Here is a 20,902-nt window from a genome sequence, read left to right on the forward strand (position 1 = left end):
AGATGTGTATAAGAGACAGGCTTTGGGGAGCGGGCGGGGGTGGTGGTCTCCTCCCACTTCTGCACGGCGGAGCGCCAGTACCGCACTCCCCTGGAGTACGGCTGCCAGCGCACCCCCACCGCCCAGTGGACGGTGACGGGGGCGGGAGCGGTCATTCTCCAGCGGGGGGGAGACGGCCCCTGCATCACCCATGTCACGCCGGGAAAGATCGTGGACAAGGGCGTCACCGACACCAACAACATGGGGGCGGCTATGGCCCCCGCTGCCTATGACACCCTATGCACCCACTTTCAGGACACCGGCCGGGGGCCGGATTTCTACGACTGCATCGTCACCGGCGACCTGGGGGAGCTGGGGGGCGAGCTGCTGTGCGAGCTGTTCCGCCGGGATGGGGTGGACCTCTCCCCCAGCTACACCGACTGCGGCAGGCTGATATTCGACAGCCGGCGCCAGGACGTCCACTGCGGGGGCTCCGGCTGCGGCTGTTCCGCCGCGGTGTTCACCGGCTATCTCCTTCGGGAGCTGCGGGCGGGGCAGATCAAGCACCTGCTGTTCTGCCCCACCGGGGCCCTCCACTCCCCCACCACCGCCTTTCAGGGGGAGAGCATCCCCGGCATCTGCCACGCCGTGGCTGTCTCCGCCCGGCGGGACGGCTGACGGTTTTTTGGGAAAGAAGGGTTTTTTGTATGGAGTATCTCAACGCCTTTCTCTGCGGCGGCGCGCTGTGCGCCCTGGGCCAGCTGCTCATTGACAAGACCAAGCTCACCCCCGCCAAAATTCTGGTTTGCTATGTCACCGCCGGGGTGATTCTGAGCGCGCTGGGGATCTACCAGTACGTGGCGGACTGGGGCGGGGCCGGAGCCGCCGTCCCCCTCACCGGATTTGGGAACACCCTGGCCAATGGGGTGCGGGAGGCTGTGGCCCAGCAGGGGCTTCTGGGGGCTCTCACCGGGGGCATCACCGCCACCGCCGGCGGGATCGCCGCCGCCATCTTCTTCGGCTTTCTGGTGGCCCTGATTTTCAAGGCCAAGCCGAAGCGCTGACACAGAAAAAACGTGCGGGCGGTTTCCATCCGCCCGCACGTCTATTGCTCCGGCCAGCGGTCCTCCAGCCGCTTGGTCTGGAGGGCCAGCGCGTGGACCCGCTCTCTGGACAGTCCGGTCCAGCGGGCAATCTGCGCTGAGGGAATCAAGGTCTCTTTCAGCATTCGGACCGCGATCGCCTCCCGGACCCGCGTATCTTCTTCCATACACATATACATCTCTCCTTTATCCAACCGCTCTGCCTATTATTGGTGTATTCTTTTCCTGTATTCCCTCTTCATCCCCGCTCTGCCGGTATTAAAGCATGTATAACTATCATAACTCACACGCGTGTATTGCACAATATTTTTAAGTGCATTGAACACTGTTTTTGAAACTGACCATCTCTTATGCTGAGTGCATCAAACGCAGGAGGGTATGGGCATGCGACAGACCTATAAGCCAAGCAACGTGGAAATCGGCGCCCGAATCCGCGCCGCCCGGGAGGCCGCCGCTCTGACCAGGGAGCGCTTTGCCGAGCTGACGGGCATTTCCGCCCAATTCGCGGCAGACCTGGAGCGCGGGCGTACCGGGGCCTCTCTGGAGACTATCAGCCGGATCTGTCTGGCGCTGGGCGTCTCAGCGGACCAGCTCCTGCTGGGCGCGCTTCCCGAACCTGGGGACGAGGCCCGTCAGATCCAGGCCATGCTGGAGGAGGTCAATCCCAAATACCGCCCCTATCTGATCTCCTCCCTCCGCAGCCAGATCGAGCTGATCCAGGCGCTGGAACAGCCGGACTGATGGGAGGTGTCCTCGATGGCGCGCACTTACACCCAGCTGAATCGGGAATTGGGCTCCCGCATTCGAGCCAGACGGGAGGCCCTTGGGATCAGCCGGGAGGCGCTGGCGGAACGGCTGGATGTAACTCCCCACTATCTGGGCGAGGTGGAGCGGGGCAGCACCGGCCTGGCCCTGCCCACCTATAAACGGGTATGCGAGGTATTGGGCGTTCAGGACAGCTTTCTTCTGTTTGGAGAGCAGGCTCCCGCCCGGGCCTCCGCGGAGGAGATTCGAAACTTTCTCTCCGGCGTCTCTCCCTGCCTCTATCCCCGCCTGATGGCCTCCCTCCGCAGCCAGATCGAGCTGATTGAAGCGGCGGAGCACCTGGGCACAGAATCAGTATAATCCGCTCCCCCGTCGAAAACAGGCGAAACGCCGTCCCGGACTGCCGGGACGGCGTTTTTGGTCCTATCAGCTCCCAAATTTGCCACAAACTCCCCCAAACTGTGCCGGGGGGTTGCCAAACCGGCCATTCTCGGCTATAATAGAAGTGCGTGGAAGGCATCAAAGGAGTTGTTATTTTGTTTTCCCTCATAAAGCCGAAGAAATGTGCCCTGGCCCTGCTGGGCAGCGCCATTCTTGCCTTCGGCCTGTACAATGTCCATGCCCTGTCCGGTGTGACCGAGGGCGGTGTGCTGGGCATGACCCTGTTCCTGTACCACTGGTTGGGACTCTCCCCGGCGGTGACGGGACTGGTGATGAACGCAATCTGTTATCTCATGGGCTGGAAGCTGCTGGGAAAGGAGTTTATCGCCTACTCCATCGTGGCGGGGGGCGGATTCTCCGTGTTCTATGCCATTGTGGAGCAGTTTGACCCCCTGTGGCCCCAGCTGGCCGACCACCCCCTGCTGGCGGCGGTGCTGGGCGCCCTGTTTGTGGGCTGTGGCGTGGGGCTGAGCGTCCGGGCCGGCGGCGCGCCGGGCGGCGACGACGCCCTGGCCATGAGCATTTCCAAGCTCACCCGCTGGGACATCCAGTGGGCCTACCTCATCAGCGACCTGGTGGTGCTGGCCCTGTCCGCCACCTACATCGACCTGAGCCGGCTGGGCTGCTCCCTGCTGACCGTGATTCTGTCCGGTCAGATCATCGGCCTGGTACAGCGAGTGGGCCGACGAGAAGATGCTCCAGTGAAGGCGGAAGCCGCCGTTGAAGAACAGCTGTAACTGATATCGCGCGGGGCGTGTAAAAACTTCCACGCCATGCCAGGTCTCAAATTTCCGCTTTGGGCGGACCCCGCGCAGGCAACCAGAAACACGCGGCCCCTTAAGGGGTCCGGAGGGGAGAAACATCCGCTTCGGACGGCCTTAAGGGGCCTTTTTCTATATTCTGTTATGCAAACATGGCGGAGGACAGGTACCGGTCCCCGGAGTCGGGCAGAACCACCACGATGGTCTTTCCGGCATATTCCGGCTTTTTGGCCAGCTCGCCCGCCGCCCACAGGGCGGCTCCCGAGGAGATCCCCACCAGAATGCCCTCGGTCCGGACAATCTCCCGGCCGGTGGCCAGGGCGTCCTGGTCCGTCACCCGGATCACCTGATCATAGATGGAGCGGTCCAGGGTGTCCGGAATGAAGTTGGCCCCGATGCCCTGGATCTGGTGGGGGCCCGCCTGCCCGCCGGAGAGGAGGGGGGATGCGTCGGGCTCCACCGCCGCCACCTGGAGGGCAGGGTTCTGCTCCTTCAAGTACCGGGCGGTGCCGGAGATGGTGCCGCCGGTGCCCACCGCGGCCACAAACACGTCCACCTTGCCGTCCGTATCCGCCCAGATCTCCGGGCCGGTGGTGCGGTAGTGGGCCTCCGGGTTGGCGGGGTTGCCGAACTGGTCGGGGATGAAGCTGCCGGGTAGCTCCCGGGCCAGCTCCTGGGCCTTGTCCACCGCCCCCTGCATGCCCTGGGCCCCGGGGGTGAGGACCAGCTCCGCCCCGTAGGCGGCCAGCATGGCCCGGCGCTCGGCGCTCATGGTGTCGGGCATGGTGAGGATCACCCGGTAGCCCCGGGCGGCCGCCACACTGGCCAGACCGATGCCCGTGTTGCCGGAGGTGGGCTCGATGATGACTCCGCCGGGCTTCAGGAGCCCCTTCTCCTCCGCGTCCAGAATCATGGACAGGCCCACCCGGTCCTTGGCGGAGCCGGCGGGGTTGAGATATTCCAGCTTGGCCAGCACCCGGGCCTGAAACTGGTGCTTGGCGCCGTAGCGGTTCAGCTCCAGCAGGGGGGTGTGACCGATCAGTTCTTCCAGATTGTGCGCAATGGCAGGCATAGCAGTTCCCTCCTATGGAATGTCTGAACCGATCATACTACTGAAACGATAGGTTGTCAACGGTTCCCCTTGCAAAGACGGCGGGATTCCGTATAATAAAAGACATGGGGCGGCTCTCAGCCGCTTCTTCCGGCAAACGAAAAGGAGGAGCAAAGCATGAAAGTCGGACTGGTGCTGGAGGGCGGGGCCCTCCGGACCATTTTTTCCACCGGCGTCTTTGACGCCCTGCTGGAGAAGAACGTGATGGCGGACTATGTGGTGGGGGTGTCCGCCGGGATCGCCTACGGGGTGAGCTATGTCTCCAAGCAGCCCCGGCGGAACCTGGAGATCCTGACCCGGTTTGTGAACGACCGGCGGTACATGGGCCTGAACAACCTGGTGGACCGGCACAACCGCAGCTACTTCGGTCTGGAGTTCTCCTACTGCACCATCCCCAACGAGCTGGTGCCCTTTGACTACCAGACCTTCGAGGCGTTCCCCGGCCATGTGGAGGCTGGGGTGACCAACCTGGAGACCGGCGAGGCCGAATACAAGGAGGTCACCACCGAGGACAAGCACTTCCGCCTCCTCCAGGCCACCTGCGCCATGCCCCTTATGTTCCCGGTATTTCACCTGGACGGCAAGCCCTATCTGGACGGGGGCGCGGCCGACGCGGTGCCCTACCGCCGGGCCTTTGTGCAGGGGTGCGACCGGGTGGTGGTCATCCTCACCAAGCCCCGGAGCTTTGTCCGAAAGCCGGAAAAGCTTCTCCCCTTGATCCAGCGCCGCTACCGGGAGTACCCCAACTTCTGCCGCACCATGGAGGAGCGGCCGGAGCGGGACAACCGGAGCCGTGCGGAACTGTTTCAGCTGGAGAAGGAGGGCAAGGCCCTGGTCATCGCCCCCAACACCCTCCACGGGGTGGGGCGCATCGAGCACAACGTGGACAAGCTGCGCATGCTGTGGGCCGAGGGCTATCAGCAGGGCATGGAGAACATGGAGCAGATCCGCTCCTTCATGGATCGATGACTGGCCCCTCCCCAGGGGCATCCAGGGCAAAGGCGTCCAGCATCTCCCCCAGCAGGGAGAAGAAGGCGGCCATCCGTTCCAGCTCCTCCCGGGAGCGGCCCTGAGCCAACGCGGCGGCGGCCGCCGCCGCTCCAGAGATCAGCGGGCCGGAGGGCAGAGAAAAGGACATGGCAAACACCTCCCCGTGGAATCTATGCGGACAGGTCTGTTTTTGATGCACGATGCTCCGGCACAGAAAAAGAAATCAGAAATAAGCGGAGGGATTTAATATGGCAAAAATTGTGGTGATCGACGGCCAGGGCGGCCGGCTTGGAAAGCTGCTGGTGGAGGAAGTAAAGGCCCGCCTGCCCCAGGCGGAGCTGCTGGCCATCGGCACCAACGGCATCGCCTCCTCCGCCATGCAGAAGGCCGGGGCTTCCCAGGTGGCCACGGGAGAAAACCCGGTGGTCCGGGGCGTCATGGACGCAGACGTGGTGCTGGGCCCCCTTGGCATCGTGGTGGCCCACGCCATTCTGGGCGAGGTGACTCCTAAAATAGCCGAAGCGGTGGGGGGCTGCCGGGCCAAGAAATTCCTCGTCCCCATGAACAGCTGCGGCGTGGTGGTGGCCGGAGTGCAGGAGCTGAGCCTGTCCGCCCACGTGCGTCAGGCGGTAGACCGGGCGGTGGAATTTTTGGAGGGCGCATCATAAAAAAGGAAATCCCCTGTGGAATACCACAGGGGATTTAACTTGCCATATACCGATCACACAGCGCGGGTGACCTTACCGGAACGGAGGCATCTGGTGCAGACGTACACGTGAGTGGGAGTTCCCTTCACGATCGCCTTCACGCGCTTCACGTTGGGCTTCCAGGTGCGGTTGGAACGGCGGTGGGAGTGGGAGACCTGGATGCCGAAGGTGACGCCCTTGTCGCAGAATTCGCATTTGGCCATGTTGCTTACCTCCTCGCTATGAGAGTACGCTTTCCAATGAAGCATCGAATGATATATTACCAGATATTTTAGGGAAATGCAAGGATTTTTTTCAAAGGGGCCGAAATTTTTTTGCCGCGTTCCGGCCGAAAGAACCGGCAGAAAACGCCGGGAGCCCTTGCGAAATGGAAGGAGATAGGATATACTAAGCAAAAGCGCCAAGTGACGAAGCGAAGGAGGACGATCCAATGGCAGAACATACGAAAAGCGTAAAGCTGGGAGAGATCATCCGGGAATTTGATCTGGAGATTCTCCATAAGGGGCCCGACTATGAGGACACCCCCCTGACCACACTGGATGTAAACCGGCCCGGCCTGCCCCTGAGCGGCTTTTTTGAGCACTTTGACACCCGGCGGCTGCTGGTCATCGGCCTGACGGAGCACACCTTCCTGAACCAGATGACCCCTGAGGAGCGGCGGACCAGCTTTGACAAACTGCTGTCCTATCCGGTTCCGGCCCTGATCCTCACCCGTGCTCTGGAGCCCTACCCCGAGTGTATGGAGATGGCCATTAAGCATGACCGCACCGTGCTGCGCACGGCGGAGCACACCTCCGCCTTTATGAGCCGCCTCATCGGCAGCCTGTTCAATCACCTGGCTCCCCAGATCACCCGCTCCGGCGTGCTCATGGAGATCTACGGCGAAGGGGTGCTCATCCAAGGGGAATCCGGCGTGGGCAAGAGCGAGGTGGCCATTGAACTCATCCAGCGGGGCCACCGGATCATCGCCGACGACGCGGTGGAGATCAAGGTGACCAATCACAACACCCTTATGGGCAGCGCCCCGGATCTGATCCGCCACTACATGGAGCTGAGGGGCATCGGCGTGGTGGATGTGCGCAGCCTGTTCGGCATGCGGGTCACCAAAATGGAGCAGGAAATCGAGCTGGTAGTCACTCTGGAGCCCTGGGATGACCACGCGGTGTATGACCGGTTCGGCCTGGAAGGGGCCACCACCGAAATTTTGGATGTGGAGGTCCCGGCCGTCACCATCCCGGTGAAGCCCGGCCGAAACCTGGCCAGCATCCTGGAGGTTGCAGCCATCAACAACCGCAGCCGGAAACTGGGCCACAACGCTGCCCTGGAGCTGACACAGCGGATGGACGAGCACTTCAAAAAGCTCATGGACGAGGAGGGCTGACCGTGTATATTGGAATTGATGTGGGAGGCACCAATCTGGTGGCCGGTCTGGTGGATCAGGAGGGGACCATTCTCCACAAATCCGCCTGCCCTGTGAATCGGAGCTGGTCCGCAGAGGAGCTGGTGTCCCAGCTGGCCCAGCTGTCCGTCCGTGCCGCTCAGGAGGGCGGCATCTCTCTGGAGGACGTGGAGGGCGCAGGCGCAGGCATCCCCGGTCTGGTGGACAATGAGGCGGGCATTGTGGTGAAAACGCCCAACATGCCCTTTCGGGACACCCCCTTCCGGGAGCTGTTTCAGCGGGAGCTGAATATTCCCGTCCACCTGGGCAACGACGCCGACTGCGCCGCCGCAGGGGAATACTGGGCCGGAGCCGCCAAGGGCTGCGACCCGGTGGTCATGGTCACCCTGGGCACCGGCATTGGGACCGGACTGGTGCGGGGTGGAAAGCTCTATACCGGCCTGGGCGGCGCGGGCATGGAGGCAGGCCATCTGATGACACACCCCAACGGCCTGCCCTGCGGCTGCGGCGGCCTGGGCTGCTGGGAGCAGTACGGCTCGGCCACCGCTCTTATCCGCATGACCCGGTCAGCCATGGAGTCCTCCCCCAAGAGCCTGCTCTGGGAGGTGTGCGGCGGCAGTCTGGACCGGGTCGAGGGCCGCACCCCCTTCCAGGCAGCCCGGGCCGGGGATGAGACCGCCCTCCAGGTGCTGGAGGAATATCAAAAGGAGCTCTCCTACGGGCTGATCAGCCTGAGCAATATTCTCTTTCCCGAAGTCATCTGCCTGGGCGGCGGAGTGAGCAGCGCGGACAGCGACCTGCTGCTGGACCCTGTGCGGGAACTGGTCCATAAGGGATGCTTTGACAAGGACCGTCTGCCCAAGGTGGTGCGGGCCAGCCTGGGCAACGACGCCGGCGTGGTGGGCGCCGCCATGCTGTGCCGGATGGCATAAAGATCAGGCTAAACACCAGAAAGCATAAAAGAAATCCTGTAACCGTTGTGGCTGCAGGATTTCTTTTTGGCTTGGCCGGTTAAAATGGATATTTGGGATCGACGGGACCGTTGCAGGAGAATCACCCCACCGGCCTCCTGGCCGGCAGCGCTTTTGCACCGTACAAGCGTTTTCGCCGCAGGCGAAAACCTTGGCGCAGCTTTTGGGGTGGATTTGCCCCAGCACCCGCCCCAGCGGTGAATTGTATTTCAGTGTATTAGAATACCATTTATATTTTCGATAAGGGAAAACAAAAAGTCCCTCGAAGTGCTGATTTTCAACACTTTGAAGGACTCTTTGAGTGGTACGCCCGAAGGGACTCGAACCCCCAACATTCAGAACCGGAATCTGACGCTCTATCCAATTGAACTACGGGCGCTTATCAATCGCTCAGTTATTATAGCAGGATTGCCGTGAGTTGTAAAGTGTTATTTTCAATTTTTCTTTCTTTTTTCAAAGTCTTCTTGGAATAGCCGGCACGGAGTCAACTCCAGAATCGTTCCGGTGCCCTTTACTCCCGCCGGTTGATATGGTATGATAGATTGATTTTTATATTAAAAGGACGGTTTTCCATGGACGGGTGGAAGAAAAACGCATCGCTTACACTGGAGATCACTGGTTATACGGCAGAGGGGATGGGAGTTGCCCGCTGGGAGGGCCGGGTCGTCTTTGTCCCCGGGACGATCCTGGGGGAGCGCTGGGAGGTCCAGCTTTTAAAGGTAAAGACTAACGTGGCCTGGGGGCGGGCCGTCCGCCTGCTGGACCCGTCGCCGGAGCGCGTGGAGCTGGACTGCCCCCTGGCGGGGCGGTGCGGCGGCTGTCAGTACCGGCACATGACCTATGAGGAGGAGCTGCGCGCCAAGCGGCAGCGGGTCCAGGACGCGCTGACCCGGGTGGGCGGAGTATCCCTGGAGCTGCCCCAGGTGCTGAGGGCGGAGACCCCCCTGCGCTACCGAAACAAGGTACAGTTCCCGGTGGCCCAGGAGAAGCGGGGGCTGGCGGTGGGCTACTACCGCTCCAGGAGCCACGACGTACTGGACGTGGACGACTGCCTGCTCCAGCCCGAGACTGTCACCGCCCTGCGCCGCGCCTTTAAGGGCTGGATGGAGCGGTATCGGGTTCCCGCCTATGACGAGGGAACTTGCCAAGGCTTGATCCGCCACCTTTATGTGCGCACCAATCAGGCGGGCGAGGCCCTGTGCTGTGTGGTGGCCAATGGGACCCGCCTGCCCCACGCCCCCGAGCTGGTGCAGTCCCTCCGGCAGGCGGTGCCCACCCTGGCGGGGCTGGTGCTGAACACCAACACCAAGGACACCAACGTAATCCTGGGCCCGAACTACCGGACCATCTGGGGGCGGGATTTTCTGGAGGAGCGGCTGTGCGGCATGACCTTCCGCCTGTCCGTCCCCTCCTTCTTCCAGATCAACCGGGCCCAGACCGAGCGGCTGTACACCCAGGCCCTGGAATTTGCCGGCCTCACCGGCCAGGAGACAGTGTTGGACCTGTACTGCGGCATCGGGACCATCTCCCTGGCCCTGGCCCAGCGAGCCGGTCAGGTAATCGGGGCGGAGATCGTCCCGGAGGCCGTGCAGGACGCCCAGGCCAACGCCGCCCGCAACCAGGTGGACAACGCCCGGTTCCTGTGCGGCGATGCGGGGGAGGCCGCCTTCCAGCTGGCCGCCGAGGGGATCCGCCCCCAGGTCATCTGCGTGGACCCGCCCCGGAAGGGGCTGGCTCCGGAGGTGCCGGAGATTCTGGCCTCCATGGAGCCGGAGCGCATCGTCTACGTCTCCTGCGACCCGGCCACCCTGGCCCGGGACGTGAAGCGCTTCGGGGAGCTGGGCTACCCGGCGGTCAAGGCCCAGGCGGTGGACCTGTTCCCCCGGACCTCCCATGTGGAGACCGTCGTGCTGCTGCGGAAAGCGGCCCCATAACCGTTCCACCTCTCCGCCCTGTCTCCGCATTCTGTGGAGGCAGGGCGGATTTTCTTCTCAGAAGCAGAAGCTGAGAGATCTCGGAAATAAAATTCCCCCTCTCCACGATAAATTCACAATTCCATGGTATACTCCCTCCAGGTGATGGCTTATGAAACACATTTTAATCGTAGAGGATGAGCCGGATATCCAGGAGCTGCTGTGCGCCTACCTCCAGGACGCGGGGTATGGGACCGCAGCGGCCGGAGACGGGGTGGCAGCCCTGGAGCTGTTCCAGTCCCGTTCCTTCGACCTGGTGCTGCTGGACCTGATGCTGCCCAAGATCGATGGCTTTGGGGTCTGCGAGCTCATCCGGCGGCAGTCCCAGGTGCCTATTTTGATGCTCACCGCCCTGGATGGTGAAGGGGAGCAACTCCGGGGATTCCGGCTGAACATTGACGACTATGTCACAAAGCCCTTCTCCATGCCCGTTCTGCTGGAGAAGATCCGGGTCATCCTCCGCCGGAGCGGCGGAACTGTGGAGGACGGCCCTCTGCGCTACCGGGATCTCTCCCTGGATCTGGACGCCCGGGAGGTCCGCCTGGAGGGCCGCCCCCTGGAGCTAACCGCCCGGGAATTTGAGCTGCTCCACACTTTTCTGTCCGCGCCGGGCCGGGTGTTCACCCGGGAGATGCTGCTCTCCAAGCTGTGGGGCTATGACTTCTTCGGCGACGAGCGGGTGGTGGACAGCCACATCAAAAACCTGCGCCGCAAGCTGGGGCGGGACTACATCGAGACGGTGAGGGGGGTGGGCTACCGTGCTGCCAAGGAAGCTGAGTGAGAGCCTCACCGCCCGGGTGTTTCTCATCACCCTGCTGATCCTGCTCTCCGCCGGGGCAGTCACCTTCGGGCTCATCGCCTGGGCCACCCCCAGCACCTACACCGCGGTGGTCACCGACGACCTGACGGTCCAGGTGGACCAGCTGGTGGACCAACTGGCCGGGACGGAGGAGCAGAGCTGCGGCCCTCTGCTGGACCAGTTTATCCGCACCTCCGGGGCGGAGGCCATGCTGGTGGGGCCGGACGGCCGGATTGCCGACACCGGCTCCCAGCTGGCTGTCCAGTCGGTATATGAGGACAGCTCCCTGGTCATCACATCCGTCCAGGGGGATTCCACCGTCACCTATGACGCGGGAACCTCCCATACAGACGACACGGTGGCCGTCACCATGTCCGAGCAGGCCACCATCACTGCGGAGGTGCGCTTTGCTGGCCAGGAGGACCCCTATACCCTCTATGTCACCCCCCGGATGGAGGCGGAAAACCTGGCGGTCCGCGCTCTGGCCCAGATGGCCCCGTGGATTCTGCTGGTGCTGTTGATCTTTTCCCTGCTGTGCGCCCTGGTGTACTCCCGGTACATCACCCGGCCCATTGTACGCCTGAGCGGAATCGCCGGAAAAATGGCACAGCTGGACTTTCAATGGGAGAGCGGCGAGAAGCGCAGGGACGAGATCGGCCGGCTGGGCCGCAGCCTGGACCAGATGGCCCGGAAACTGTCCGCCGCCCTCACCGACCTGGAGGGGGCCAACCGGGCCCTGCGGGGGGAGGTGGAGCGGGAGCGGGAGCTGGACCGGCAGCGAATGGCCTTCTTCAACGCCGCCTCCCACGAGCTGAAAACCCCGGTCACCATTTTGAAGGGACAGCTCTCCGGCATGCTGGAGGGGGTGGGGGTATACCAGGACCGGGACAAATATCTGCTGCGCTCCCTCCAGACCACCGGGCGGATGGAAAATCTCATTGGGGAGATGCTGGCCATCTCCCGGATGGAGTCCGGCGCAGCCGCCCTCCGGCAGGAGACGGTGGACTTGTCCGCCCTGACGGCGGAGCGGCTCCAGCAGGACGGGGAGCTGTTCCGCCAGCGGGAACAGGAACTGGTTTCCGCACTGACCCCGGGGGTCTTGGTCACCGGAGACCCCTCTCTGCTGGGCAGGGCGGTGGGGAACCTGCTCTCCAACGCTGCCCTCTACTCCCCCCAGGGGGCCCGAATTCGGGTGTGGTGCGGCTTCCGAGACGGCCGCCCCGCTTTGACGGTGGAGAACACCGGGGCCCGCATCCCGGAGGAGGCCCTGCCCCACCTGTTCGAGGCCTTCTACCGGACCGAAAACTCCCGGAACCGGAGCACCGGCGGCAGCGGTCTGGGACTCTACCTGGTGAAGATGATTTTGGAGCGGCACGGGGCAGAGTGTACCATTGAAAATACGGAAGACGGGGTGAAGGTCACGGCACAGTTTTTACCCTGTCCCAGTCCTGGACTTCCCACGGAAGATATGGTACGATGAATAAAACAAACTTGAAATGCCGAATTGGGAAGGGATACCTATGGAGAAAGTCATTCTGATCCACGGCTCCGGGCACAAGGCGGCCAGCTGGAACGAGACGGTTCTTCACCTGGATTGCCGCAAGGACGTTCTGTGCCCCGAGCTCTCCTCCCTGTTGCTGGGGAAAGAGGCCAGCTACCCCAATCTCCGCGCCGCTTTTGGGGCGTACTGCGCCCAAGCCGGCGGTCCGGTCCACCTGTGCGGCCTCTCTCTGGGCGGCATTTTGGCCCTGGACTACACGCTGGAGCACCCGGAGGCCGTCAAAACACTGGTGCTGATCGGCACGCCCCACAAGGTTCCAAAGGCGGCCTTCGCCCTCCAGAACGTGGTGTTCCGCCTTCTTCCCCAGTCCACGTTTGCGTCCATGGCCTTTGATAAGAAGAATACCTTTGCTTTGGGAAATTCTATGAGAGATCTGGATTTCAGCGGCCAGGTGAGCGCTGTCCAATGCCCCACTTTGATCCTCTGCGGGGAGAAGGACCGGGCAAACATCCAATCCGCGCGCTTTCTGTCCCAAAACATCCGCGGCGCGCAATTACAGCTGATCGCCCAGACCGGCCATGTGGTGAATGAGGAAAACCCCAGTGCTTTGGCTGAACGATTGAATGAATTTTACTCTCTGTATTCTTGAGTACACCATGGATTTACAACAAAAAGAAGCGGCCCGCCGCGGGAAACACCATCCCGCGGCGGGCCGTTTCACTTGCAATTTCCTGTATTTTACACTCCACACAGACCATAGAGGTTTAAAGATAGCGCCTGACCCGCTTTCTATACTGCGCATAGGCATCCCCGAACTGCTCCAGGCACCAGCGTTCCTCGGCAAGGATGATCCAGTGGGCGGAAATCTGAAAGATCAGAACCAGTCCCAGCAAGGGGAAAGACCGGGTCAGGAGGGCCATTCCTGCAAAGCAGATAAAATAGGCCACGTACATAGGGTTGCGGGAAAATCGGTAGACGCCGTTCGTATTCAGGCCAGACTCATCGGGGAAAGAAAACGCAGAGACGGACGCCGCACACAGACACAAGCCGACTAGATAGCAAATGATCCCGCACCAGAACAGAGCAGAAAAGTCCATGTCTACCCACAGAAACAGCAGGGACAAAAACAATCCGAGATTGGAGAGCTGGTAAATCACATAAGCGCACCGTTCCGCCCCCTGCATGGGAGCAAAGTATGCCGCCCGGGGGACCGCCTTGGGATTCAGCGCCAACAGAAGCCCAAATCGGAGGATGAAAAAAGGAATCAGCAACAGGAAGCCATTCATATACATCTACTCCACGGTTTGTCGTATACTGCCAATATGATTTTACCCCATTCCCGCAAAAAAGTCGATTCCCCCTATCTCCACACAAACCACACAGAACCTCCAACTTCTCTCCACACAGCCCTGGTATCCTTTCCCCATCCCAAGGAGAAAGGAACCAGATCGTATGGAAATCAGCATTCAAAATGTCAGCATGACCTATCCCAACGGGAAACAGGCGCTGAAGGACCTGAACCTGGACCTGCGTAGTCCCAGCCTTATCGGCCTGCTGGGCCCTAACGGGGCAGGCAAGTCCACCCTGATGAAGCTGCTGGTGGCCGCCCTGCTGCCCACCTCCGGCTCCATTCTGGTGGATGGGCAGCCCCTGGCCAAGGGGGAGCGGCAGCTGAAAGCCCGGCTGGGCTATCTGCCCCAGGACTTCGGGCTGTTCGACGAGCTCACCGTCACCCAGTTTCTGGACTATATGGCGGCCCTGAAGGGGCTGCGGGAGGCGAAAGCCGCCATCCAGCGTGCCATTCAGGCCGTCAACCTGGAGGAGAAGGCAAGGGCCAAGATCCGCACCCTGTCCGGGGGCCAGCGCCAGCGGGTGGGCATCGCCCAGGCCCTGCTGGGGGACCCCGCCTTCCTGATCTTTGACGAGCCCACGGTGGGGCTGGACCCGGAGGAGCGCATTCACTTCCGCAACCTGTTCTCCCAGGCCGCCCGGGACCGGCTGGTCCTGCTGTCCACCCACATTATCGAGGACGTGCAGTCGGTATGTGACCGCCTTGTGGTCATCCACCACGGCCAAATTTTATTTACCGGCACGCCGGAGCAGCTCATCCAGTCTGCCGCCGGCCACGTGGGGGTCTTCTGGGAACAGGACGCAGCCCAGGAGGAGGGGCTCCACATCACCGCCCGGGTGAACACCGGCCGGGGCGTCCGGTGCCGGGCGGTATCGGACATCCTTCCGCCCTTTGCAGAGCCCTCGGAGCCCACCCTGGAGGACGCCTACCTCTATCTCATCTCCCGGGAGGCGGTCCAATGAAAACGATCCGGCTGTTTTCCCTGGAGCTGGGGCGGCTGCTGCGCAGCCGCCTGACCTGGCTGGTGATCCTGCTGACGGCGGTCTCTCCCGCGGCGGGTCTCATCCTCTACCAGCCCGCCTACTCCGACACCATGCTCTCCCTGTATCTGGCCAACCCGGCCCTGGCGGGCGGCGTGGGGGGCGGCATTCTGTTCGCCCTGCTCACCATCTTCGAGCTGGACCGCACCGGCCGCAGCCGGGTGGACATGCTCATGGACGCGGCGGTCTCCCCCCACACCATGGCGTGGGTGCGCCTGCTGGCCCTGCTGGCCGGAGCGATGCTGGCCACCGCCCTCACCATGGCGGTGTGGCTCCCCATCAGTTTGGGGCTCATCGGCTCCGTCTTTACCGGGACGGACTATGTGCTCTCCTACCTCCTGTTTCTGGGGCTGGCCCTGCCCCTGTCCATTCTGGCCGCCGCCTCCGCCTATCAGATTACCCGGCGGGCGGACCTGTCCCTGGTGCTCTTTGCCGCCTTCGCCGGTCTGAGCCTCACCGTGTGGGCGGACCAGTGGCAGCTGTGCTGGCTCAACCCCAGCGTATGGGCCATGTCCGACGACTTCACCAACTTCCGGCTGTTCCGGTCGGTGGCCTATGTGCGCCTCACCTGGCTGGGAATCCTGGCGGGGGTGTGGGCCGTGTCCTACCTGTGCATCCGCCGGTACGGAAAGGGGCTTCTGGGCTCCCTGGCCCGGGGGCTCCGGCGGCTCTACCGCCCGGCCATCGCCCTGGTGCTCCTGGCCTGCTCCGGGACGGCCTATGCCGCCCAGCCTTTCTACGACAACAGCAACCCGGACCTGAACGCCATGGAGCTCTACAATCTGGACTACGCGGAAGGGGTTACCTTTCTGGACCGCACCGTGCAGGTATTCCCGAACACCCAGGCCGGCACGGTGGAAGGCCGGGCGGTCTACCGGTTCCAGAACGCCTCCGGCCAGGGGTGGGCGGTCTATTTTGGCGTGGACCCGGGCTATGACCTGACGGCCGCCGTGGACGGGGAGGCGGTCCCCGCCGTCCGCACTGGCTATGAGGAGAGCAACATGGCCCTGTGGGAGATCACCCTCCCGGCGAACGAGCAGGTGGAGCTGGCGCTGGAGTACGGAGGCTTTCCCAAGGACTGGAACCTCTCCTCCACCAGTCAGGGGAAGCCGGAGATCAGCGAGACGTACCTGTGCCTGGAGAATCAGCGGCTGTTTCCCTACCTGCTGAATGTGATGCCCGGGGACGAGGGCTATCCCACCACCGTGGAGATCACCTTGCCCGCCGCCATGACTGCCATTCCCTTCGGGACAGAGGACGCAGCGGTGGTCGCGGAGAACGGGGACGGCACCAAAACCTGGAGCTACGAGAGCAATCACCTGGGCGGCATTCTCTACGCCGGAGACTACATCCGGGAGGATATCCAGGCCAGCGGCATCACCGTGGCGTTCTACTACGGCCGCAAGCACCAGGCGGTTATGGAGGCCGCCGGGGCGGCGGACGCTGTAAGGGCGGTGATAAGCTACTGTACCCAGCACTACGGCTTTCCCTCGGCCTTTGGAGCGACGGGCACCCTGAAGCTGATCCAGAGCCGGGTGGCCGGCGGCGGCTACGCCTCAGACGGCGCCAGCCTGCTGGACGAGGCGGACTTTACCACCGCCAACCTGGGAAACACCAGCAAGGGGGCTGTCCCGGGCGAGACATTCATCCACGAGCTGGTCCACCAGTGGTGGGGTCTGGGCAATATGTTCGACGTGGCGGATGAGACCAGCCCCTGGTCCTCTGAGGGCCTGACGGTGTACACCACCTACCACATCGTCAAAGAGCTCTACGGCGAGGACTATGCGCAGAAACACTATGTGGACCAGTGGCAGCAGGAAGTGGACGACTACTTTTTGAACTTCTACGTCCGCCGCCCGGAGTATCTGGAGAAGCTGCCCGAGGCGGAACGGCTGAACATCGCGGGCAGCCTGTCCGGCGTGCGCCACTACAGTGAGATGCCCCTGAAAATTTTGAAGGCGGAACAGCTGGTGGGCGGCGAGAAGGCCATGGACCAGATTCTCCACGACCTGTTCAACCGGGAGATCGACTACACCTATCCCTATCTGACCTATCAAGACTTTTTGGACGCCTGCGGGCTGACGGAGGAGGAGCTGGACCTTGGGTAAGATTTTTCAATACGAGTGCAGACGCCTGCTGTGGAACAAATTTTTCGGGGGACTTCTGCTGGTGCTCCTGTTCTACGGATGGCAGGTGCTGAGCCGCGTGACCATCCTGGGGGTGTCCCACACCGCCCCCTTCTCCCCCTGGAGCTTCGGGGACTTTTTGAGCCGGATGGTCCCCCTCTTGTGGATCGGAAGCCTGTTCTTTCTGACCTTTTTCACCTCAGGAAAAGCCCGGCGGGCGGCGGTGCTCACCGACGCCGCCCCCATGGAGCCCCGGCGGTACGCCCTGGCCCGGTGCGGAGCCGCCCTGGCGGGGACGGTCCTCCTGGCGCTGGCCGCTCTGGCGGAGGCCGCCGTGTTCTACGGCTGGTACTTCGGCTGGTACGGGTGGATAGAGCTGATTACCCCCGCCCTGGTCACCCTGGCCCCGCCCCTGGTGTTCGCCCTGGGCAGCGGGTGGCTGCTGGGGCGGGTCCGGCCCTGGCTCCTCTATGTGTGGATGCCCCTCCCCTTTGCTCTGGCCCTCCTGCCCCTGCCAGAGGCGCTGGAACTGTGGAACGGGAGCTTTTTCACCCAGTATCCCCTGACCCTGGGGACCCTGGACCCGGCCTTTTCCCTGCCGGCGGCCGTCCTGCTGGTCCAGTGCGCCCTGCTGGCGGCCGGAATCGTCCTGCTGGCCCTCCCTCCCCGCAGGCGGCACGTGGAATAATATCCTTCACAGAAAAAACGCGACCCCTGGGACCATACCGGTCTCCCAGGGGCGCGCGTTTTTCTGTTCTCTCCGGTCCTGTCCCAGATTGGGGAACCGCCGTCAATTCTTCCCGTGGCTCCGGGCGGCGTACAGGGTGTTCTCCATGAGCATGGCCCGGGTCATGGGGCCCACTCCCCCGGGGACCGGAGTGATGTAGGAGGCCCGCTCCGCTGCGGCGGCGTAGTCCACGTCCCCGCACAGCGTTCCGGCCTCGTTCCGGTTCATGGCCACGTCGATGACCACGGCGCCCTCCTTCACCATGTCGCCGGTGATGAGGCCCACCCGGCCGGCGGCGGCCACCAGGATGTCCGCCCGGAGGCACTCCGCCTTCAGGTCGGGGGTCCTGGTGTGGCAGATGGTCACGGTGGCGTTCTCCCGGAGCATGAGCATGGCCTGGGGTTTGCCCACGATGTTGGACCGGCCCACAATGACGCAGTGCTTGCCGGCGGGGTCGATGCCGTACTCCTGGAGCATCCGCATGACGCCGGCGGGGGTGCAGGGCTGGAAGCCGTTCTCCCCGATCATCAGCTGCCCCACATTGAAGGGGTGGAAGCAGTCCACATCCTTGTCCGGCCGGATGGCCAGCAGTACCTCCTTCTCGTTCAGGTGCTTGGGCAGGGGGAGCTGCACCAGAATGCCGTCGATGTCCTCCCGGCCGTTCAGGGTGTCCACCAGCTCCAGCAGCTCCTGCTGGGTGGTCTCCGCCGGGATGGCGTACTCCTCGCTGTAGATGCCGCACTCCCCGCAGTCCTTTTTCTTTCCGTTTACGTACACCCGGGAGGCGGGGTTGTCCCCCACCAGCACCACGGCCAGTCCGGGCTTGCGCTCCATCCGCTCCACCTGGGCGCGGACCTCCTCCTTCACCTTGGCCGCCAGGGCCTTTCCATCCATTACTACCGCTGCCACGGATTACTCCTCCTTGTTATCGCTTTTTTCGTCGGATTTCTGCTCCGCCTGGGCTTTGAGGCGGTTCACATACAGCTTGGCCGGGTCGTGGGGCCGGAACCGGTTGTAGATCAGGATGGCTCCCGCCGCCACAAAACACACCGCCGCCACCATCTGGGACACCCGTATGGGCGACCCGAACAGCTCCAGGCCGAAAAAGTACAGGCTGTCGGTGCGCAGGCCCTCGATCCAGGCCCGGCCCAGGCCGTACCAGCACAGGTAGAACAGGAAGCACTCCCCGTCGTACTTCCGCCACCGCTTCCCGATGAGATACACTAAAATCAGGCCGATAAAGTTCCAGGCCGACTCATAGAAGAAGGTGGGATGTACCCCCAGGGTCCCGTCCAGGATGGCCTGAAAGCCCGCCTGGTCCACATAGCCCTGGGCGAGCATGTCCTGGGCTATGGACTCGCTGCACATGCGCCAGGGCAGGTCGGTCACCCCGCCGTAGGCCTCCACGTTCATAAAGTTGCCCCACCGGCCGATGAGCTGGCCGATAAACAGCCCGTGGACCCCCAGGTCGGCAAAGGCCAGGAAGCTGACCTTCCGCACATGGCAGAAGATGAGCAGCACGATGGCCGACGAGATGATGGCCCCGTAGATGGCCAGCCCCCCGTCGCTGTACCGGAAGATAGCCGCCCAGTTCAGAGAGCCGTCCACATTCTTATACAGATCCAGATTAAAGATCACATAGTAGGCCCGGATGGCGATGAGGGCCGCAGGCACCGCAAAGATCATCAGATCCAGGATGTGGTCGGGCACCACGCCGAACCGGGGGGCCCACTTGGAGCACAGGTACACCGCCAGCAGCAGGCCGCAGGCGATGATGATGCCATACCAGTACACCGGCCGGCCGAAGATCTCAAAGGCCACCCGGTTCAGGGTAAATTCCAGTCCCAGGCCGGGGAAGGACACCACATGCACCATAGTCAGCCCACCTCCTTCGGTCGGATGACAGACAAGGAGGTGCGCGCCGGGGTCACCCACCGGGCGATGAGGGCCTCCACGTCCTCCTTCCGGATGTCCGCGAACAGGTCGGCAAAGCGCAGGTACTCCCGTCCGGCAAAGAAGTTCTGGGCCTGATTCACACACAGGGTCTCAAAGGAGTTGAGGCTTCGCACCCTCCACCCGTAGACCCCCTTCTTCACCCGGTCCCACAGGCCCGGGTCCACGCCCTCGTCTCCGATGCGGCGGGCCTCCGCCTCCACAGCGGCCCGGACGGCCTCCGGGTCCCGGGACTCGCCTCCCGCCGCCAGAAAGGCGCAGCCGGGGACGCTGTCATATCCGTAGCTGAAATTCCGGTTGATGAGCCCCTCCTGATAGAGGCGGGCATACAGGGGGGTGGAGTTGCCCAGCAGCACCTCACAGGCCAGCTCGCCCAGCATCTGCTGGCGCAGGCCCGCCTCCCCCCGCTCCGGGGCATCCCCCTTGCAGCCCAGCTGGAAGATGGGGCCGGACACCGCCAGACGCTCCTCCACCAGGCTCTGGAAGGCCCCTTCCGGCTCCTGGGGGCCGTAGTCCTTCTGGGCGATGGGCCCCGCCGTTTTGGGCAGAATCTCCCGGGCGATCCGGCACACCCGCTCCGGGTCCTGATTGCCCGCCACGCACAGCACCATGTTGGCCGGGTCGTAGAAGGCCTTGTGGCAGTCGTACAGGGTCTGGGGGGTGATGCGGGCAATGGACTCCGCCGACCCGGCCACGCTCAGGCGGATGGGGTGGTGCTCGTACAGCCCCTTCATCAGGTTGGTGAACACCTTCCAGTCCGGGTCGTCCTCGATCATGCCGATCTCCTGGCCGATGATCCCCTGCTCCTTATCCACGCTCTCCTGGGTGAAGTAGGGGACGGAGACGAAGGAGAGGAGGGTCTTCAGGTTCTCTTCAAACTGCTCGGTGCACTCAAAGTAGTACCCGGTGATGGCGTTGCTGGTGAAGGCGTTGGGGGAGGCCCCGTTGGCCGTCAGCTTCTGGAGGGCGTTGCCCTCCTGGGTGTCGAACATCTTGTGCTCCAGGTAGTGGGCCACCCCGGCGGGGGTATCGTGCCAGGTCCCGTCCAGGCAGAACCGCAGGTCCATGCCGCCGTAGTTGGCGGCAAAAAAGGCGTAGCTCTTTTGAAACTCGGGCTTGGGAAAGACGAACACGTGGAGGCCGTTCTCCAGCACCTCCCGATACATCCGCTCCCCTACCCGGGGAAAATCCAGGTAATTCATGGG

23 protein-coding genes, 1 tRNA gene and 1 pseudogene are annotated in these 20,902 nt (G+C 63.0%); 16 read left to right on the top strand and 9 right to left on the bottom strand.

The window, feature by feature from the left end; translation table 11 throughout:
- Window positions 1–30: 30 nt before the first annotated feature.
- Window positions 31–657, top strand: a pseudogene (locus tag H6B31_RS00810) (stage V sporulation protein AD); the annotation flags it as partial.
- Window positions 658–686: 29 nt separating this feature from the next.
- On the top strand, window positions 687–1,043 hold the full coding sequence (gene spoVAE / locus H6B31_RS00815; protein WP_204896772.1) for a stage V sporulation protein AE: 357 nt from the start codon (window positions 687–689) through the stop codon (window positions 1,041–1,043).
- Window positions 1,044–1,084: 41 nt separating this feature from the next.
- Here spoVAE and H6B31_RS00820 read toward each other — a convergent pair whose 3' ends face one another.
- The gene (locus H6B31_RS00820) at window positions 1,085–1,255 is read right to left on the bottom strand and encodes a hypothetical protein (protein ID WP_204896773.1); all 171 of its coding nucleotides are present in this window, start codon (window positions 1,253–1,255) and stop codon (window positions 1,085–1,087) included.
- A gap of 211 nt (window positions 1,256–1,466) precedes the next feature.
- On the opposite strand from H6B31_RS00820, the gene H6B31_RS00825 reads away from it, so the two are divergent.
- The 3 genes from H6B31_RS00825 (at window position 1,467) to H6B31_RS00835 (ending at window position 3,025) form a co-directional block, all read left to right on the top strand.
- Window positions 1,467–1,823 carry a helix-turn-helix domain-containing protein gene (locus H6B31_RS00825; protein WP_204896774.1) on the top strand — a complete coding sequence of 119 codons (357 nt, stop codon included), beginning with the start codon at window positions 1,467–1,469 and terminating at the stop codon, window positions 1,821–1,823.
- A gap of 15 nt (window positions 1,824–1,838) precedes the next feature.
- Window positions 1,839–2,207: a helix-turn-helix domain-containing protein gene (locus H6B31_RS00830; RefSeq protein ID WP_204896775.1), complete on the top strand. Its 369-nt coding sequence runs from the start codon at window positions 1,839–1,841 to the stop codon at window positions 2,205–2,207.
- A 176-nt stretch (window positions 2,208–2,383) separates the two neighbouring features.
- Entirely contained in the window at window positions 2,384–3,025 is a 642-nt protein-coding gene (locus H6B31_RS00835; RefSeq protein WP_204896776.1) for a YitT family protein, read from the top strand.
- A 166-nt stretch (window positions 3,026–3,191) separates the two neighbouring features.
- Here H6B31_RS00835 and cysK read toward each other — a convergent pair whose 3' ends face one another.
- Window positions 3,192–4,121, bottom strand: a complete 930-nt coding sequence (gene cysK, locus H6B31_RS00840; RefSeq protein WP_204896777.1) for a cysteine synthase A — start codon at window positions 4,119–4,121, stop codon at window positions 3,192–3,194.
- A gap of 156 nt (window positions 4,122–4,277) precedes the next feature.
- Here cysK and H6B31_RS00845 point away from each other — a divergent pair, with 156 nt between their 5' ends.
- On the top strand, window positions 4,278–5,129 hold the full coding sequence (locus tag H6B31_RS00845) for a patatin-like phospholipase family protein (protein WP_204896778.1): 852 nt from the start codon (window positions 4,278–4,280) through the stop codon (window positions 5,127–5,129).
- On the opposite strand, the gene H6B31_RS00850 is transcribed toward H6B31_RS00845, so the two are convergent.
- Entirely contained in the window at window positions 5,116–5,298 is a 183-nt protein-coding gene (locus H6B31_RS00850; protein WP_191343037.1) for a hypothetical protein, read from the bottom strand. The genes H6B31_RS00845 and H6B31_RS00850 overlap by 14 nt on opposite strands.
- A gap of 100 nt (window positions 5,299–5,398) precedes the next feature.
- Here H6B31_RS00850 and H6B31_RS00855 point away from each other — a divergent pair, with 100 nt between their 5' ends.
- Window positions 5,399–5,818 (top strand): DUF3842 family protein, encoded by a 420-nt coding sequence (locus H6B31_RS00855; protein WP_204896779.1) that lies wholly within the window; start codon window positions 5,399–5,401, stop codon window positions 5,816–5,818.
- Window positions 5,819–5,871: 53 nt separating this feature from the next.
- Here H6B31_RS00855 and rpmB read toward each other — a convergent pair whose 3' ends face one another.
- A complete protein-coding gene (gene rpmB, locus H6B31_RS00860; RefSeq protein WP_087288054.1) occupies window positions 5,872–6,060 on the bottom strand; it encodes a 50S ribosomal protein L28 in 189 nt (62 codons plus the stop codon).
- 227 nt (window positions 6,061–6,287) lie between these two features.
- On the opposite strand from rpmB, the gene hprK reads away from it, so the two are divergent.
- On the top strand, window positions 6,288–7,238 hold the full coding sequence (gene hprK / locus H6B31_RS00865; RefSeq protein ID WP_204896780.1) for an HPr(Ser) kinase/phosphatase: 951 nt from the start codon (window positions 6,288–6,290) through the stop codon (window positions 7,236–7,238).
- 2 nt (window positions 7,239–7,240) lie between these two features.
- A complete protein-coding gene (locus H6B31_RS00870; RefSeq protein ID WP_204896781.1) occupies window positions 7,241–8,188 on the top strand; it encodes an ROK family protein in 948 nt (315 codons plus the stop codon).
- 341 nt (window positions 8,189–8,529) lie between these two features.
- On the opposite strand, the gene H6B31_RS00875 is transcribed toward H6B31_RS00870, so the two are convergent.
- Window positions 8,530–8,606: transfer RNA gene (locus H6B31_RS00875), tRNA-Arg, on the bottom strand.
- A gap of 193 nt (window positions 8,607–8,799) precedes the next feature.
- On the opposite strand from H6B31_RS00875, the gene rlmD reads away from it, so the two are divergent.
- From rlmD to H6B31_RS00895, 4 genes are all read left to right on the top strand, one after another.
- Window positions 8,800–10,161: a 23S rRNA (uracil(1939)-C(5))-methyltransferase RlmD gene (gene rlmD, locus H6B31_RS00880; protein ID WP_204896782.1), complete on the top strand. Its 1,362-nt coding sequence runs from the start codon at window positions 8,800–8,802 to the stop codon at window positions 10,159–10,161.
- A gap of 151 nt (window positions 10,162–10,312) precedes the next feature.
- Window positions 10,313–10,981, top strand: a complete 669-nt coding sequence (locus tag H6B31_RS00885) for a response regulator transcription factor (protein ID WP_204896783.1) — start codon at window positions 10,313–10,315, stop codon at window positions 10,979–10,981.
- The gene (locus H6B31_RS00890) at window positions 10,959–12,479 is read left to right on the top strand and encodes an ATP-binding protein (RefSeq protein WP_204896784.1); all 1,521 of its coding nucleotides are present in this window, start codon (window positions 10,959–10,961) and stop codon (window positions 12,477–12,479) included. Before H6B31_RS00885 ends, H6B31_RS00890 begins: the two co-directional genes overlap by 23 nt.
- A gap of 40 nt (window positions 12,480–12,519) precedes the next feature.
- Window positions 12,520–13,149 (top strand): alpha/beta fold hydrolase, encoded by a 630-nt coding sequence (locus tag H6B31_RS00895; RefSeq protein WP_204896785.1) that lies wholly within the window; start codon window positions 12,520–12,522, stop codon window positions 13,147–13,149.
- 115 nt (window positions 13,150–13,264) lie between these two features.
- Here H6B31_RS00895 and H6B31_RS00900 read toward each other — a convergent pair whose 3' ends face one another.
- Entirely contained in the window at window positions 13,265–13,786 is a 522-nt protein-coding gene (locus H6B31_RS00900) for a methyltransferase family protein (RefSeq protein WP_204896786.1), read from the bottom strand.
- Window positions 13,787–13,952: 166 nt separating this feature from the next.
- On the opposite strand from H6B31_RS00900, the gene H6B31_RS00905 reads away from it, so the two are divergent.
- Genes H6B31_RS00905 through H6B31_RS00915 form a run of 3 tightly spaced genes read left to right on the top strand, consistent with a single transcriptional unit; the run spans window position 13,953 to window position 17,705 of the window.
- The gene (locus H6B31_RS00905) at window positions 13,953–14,813 is read left to right on the top strand and encodes an ABC transporter ATP-binding protein (protein WP_204896787.1); all 861 of its coding nucleotides are present in this window, start codon (window positions 13,953–13,955) and stop codon (window positions 14,811–14,813) included.
- On the top strand, window positions 14,810–16,999 hold the full coding sequence (locus tag H6B31_RS00910; RefSeq protein ID WP_204896788.1) for a M1 aminopeptidase family protein: 2,190 nt from the start codon (window positions 14,810–14,812) through the stop codon (window positions 16,997–16,999). The genes H6B31_RS00905 and H6B31_RS00910 overlap by 4 nt, the downstream gene beginning before the upstream one ends.
- Window positions 16,992–17,705: a hypothetical protein gene (locus tag H6B31_RS00915; RefSeq protein WP_204896789.1), complete on the top strand. Its 714-nt coding sequence runs from the start codon at window positions 16,992–16,994 to the stop codon at window positions 17,703–17,705. Before H6B31_RS00910 ends, H6B31_RS00915 begins: the two co-directional genes overlap by 8 nt.
- 102 nt (window positions 17,706–17,807) lie before the next feature.
- On the opposite strand, the gene folD is transcribed toward H6B31_RS00915, so the two are convergent.
- The 3 genes from folD to yfmH are packed head-to-tail and all read right to left on the bottom strand — an operon-like array spanning window position 17,808 to window position 20,899.
- The gene (gene folD, locus H6B31_RS00920; RefSeq protein ID WP_346014020.1) at window positions 17,808–18,653 is read right to left on the bottom strand and encodes a bifunctional methylenetetrahydrofolate dehydrogenase/methenyltetrahydrofolate cyclohydrolase FolD; all 846 of its coding nucleotides are present in this window, start codon (window positions 18,651–18,653) and stop codon (window positions 17,808–17,810) included.
- A gap of 3 nt (window positions 18,654–18,656) precedes the next feature.
- Window positions 18,657–19,619, bottom strand: coding sequence for a prolipoprotein diacylglyceryl transferase (gene lgt / locus H6B31_RS00925; RefSeq protein ID WP_204896790.1), 963 nt, complete (start codon window positions 19,617–19,619; stop codon window positions 18,657–18,659).
- 2 nt (window positions 19,620–19,621) lie between these two features.
- Window positions 19,622–20,899, bottom strand: coding sequence for an EF-P 5-aminopentanol modification-associated protein YfmH (yfmH, locus tag H6B31_RS00930; RefSeq protein ID WP_204896791.1), 1,278 nt, complete (start codon window positions 20,897–20,899; stop codon window positions 19,622–19,624).
- Between the last annotated feature and the right edge of the window lie 3 nt (window positions 20,900–20,902).

It is taken from the genome of Pseudoflavonifractor capillosus, from assembly GCF_016899775.1.
Lineage (GTDB): Bacteria > Bacillota > Clostridia > Oscillospirales > Oscillospiraceae > Lawsonibacter.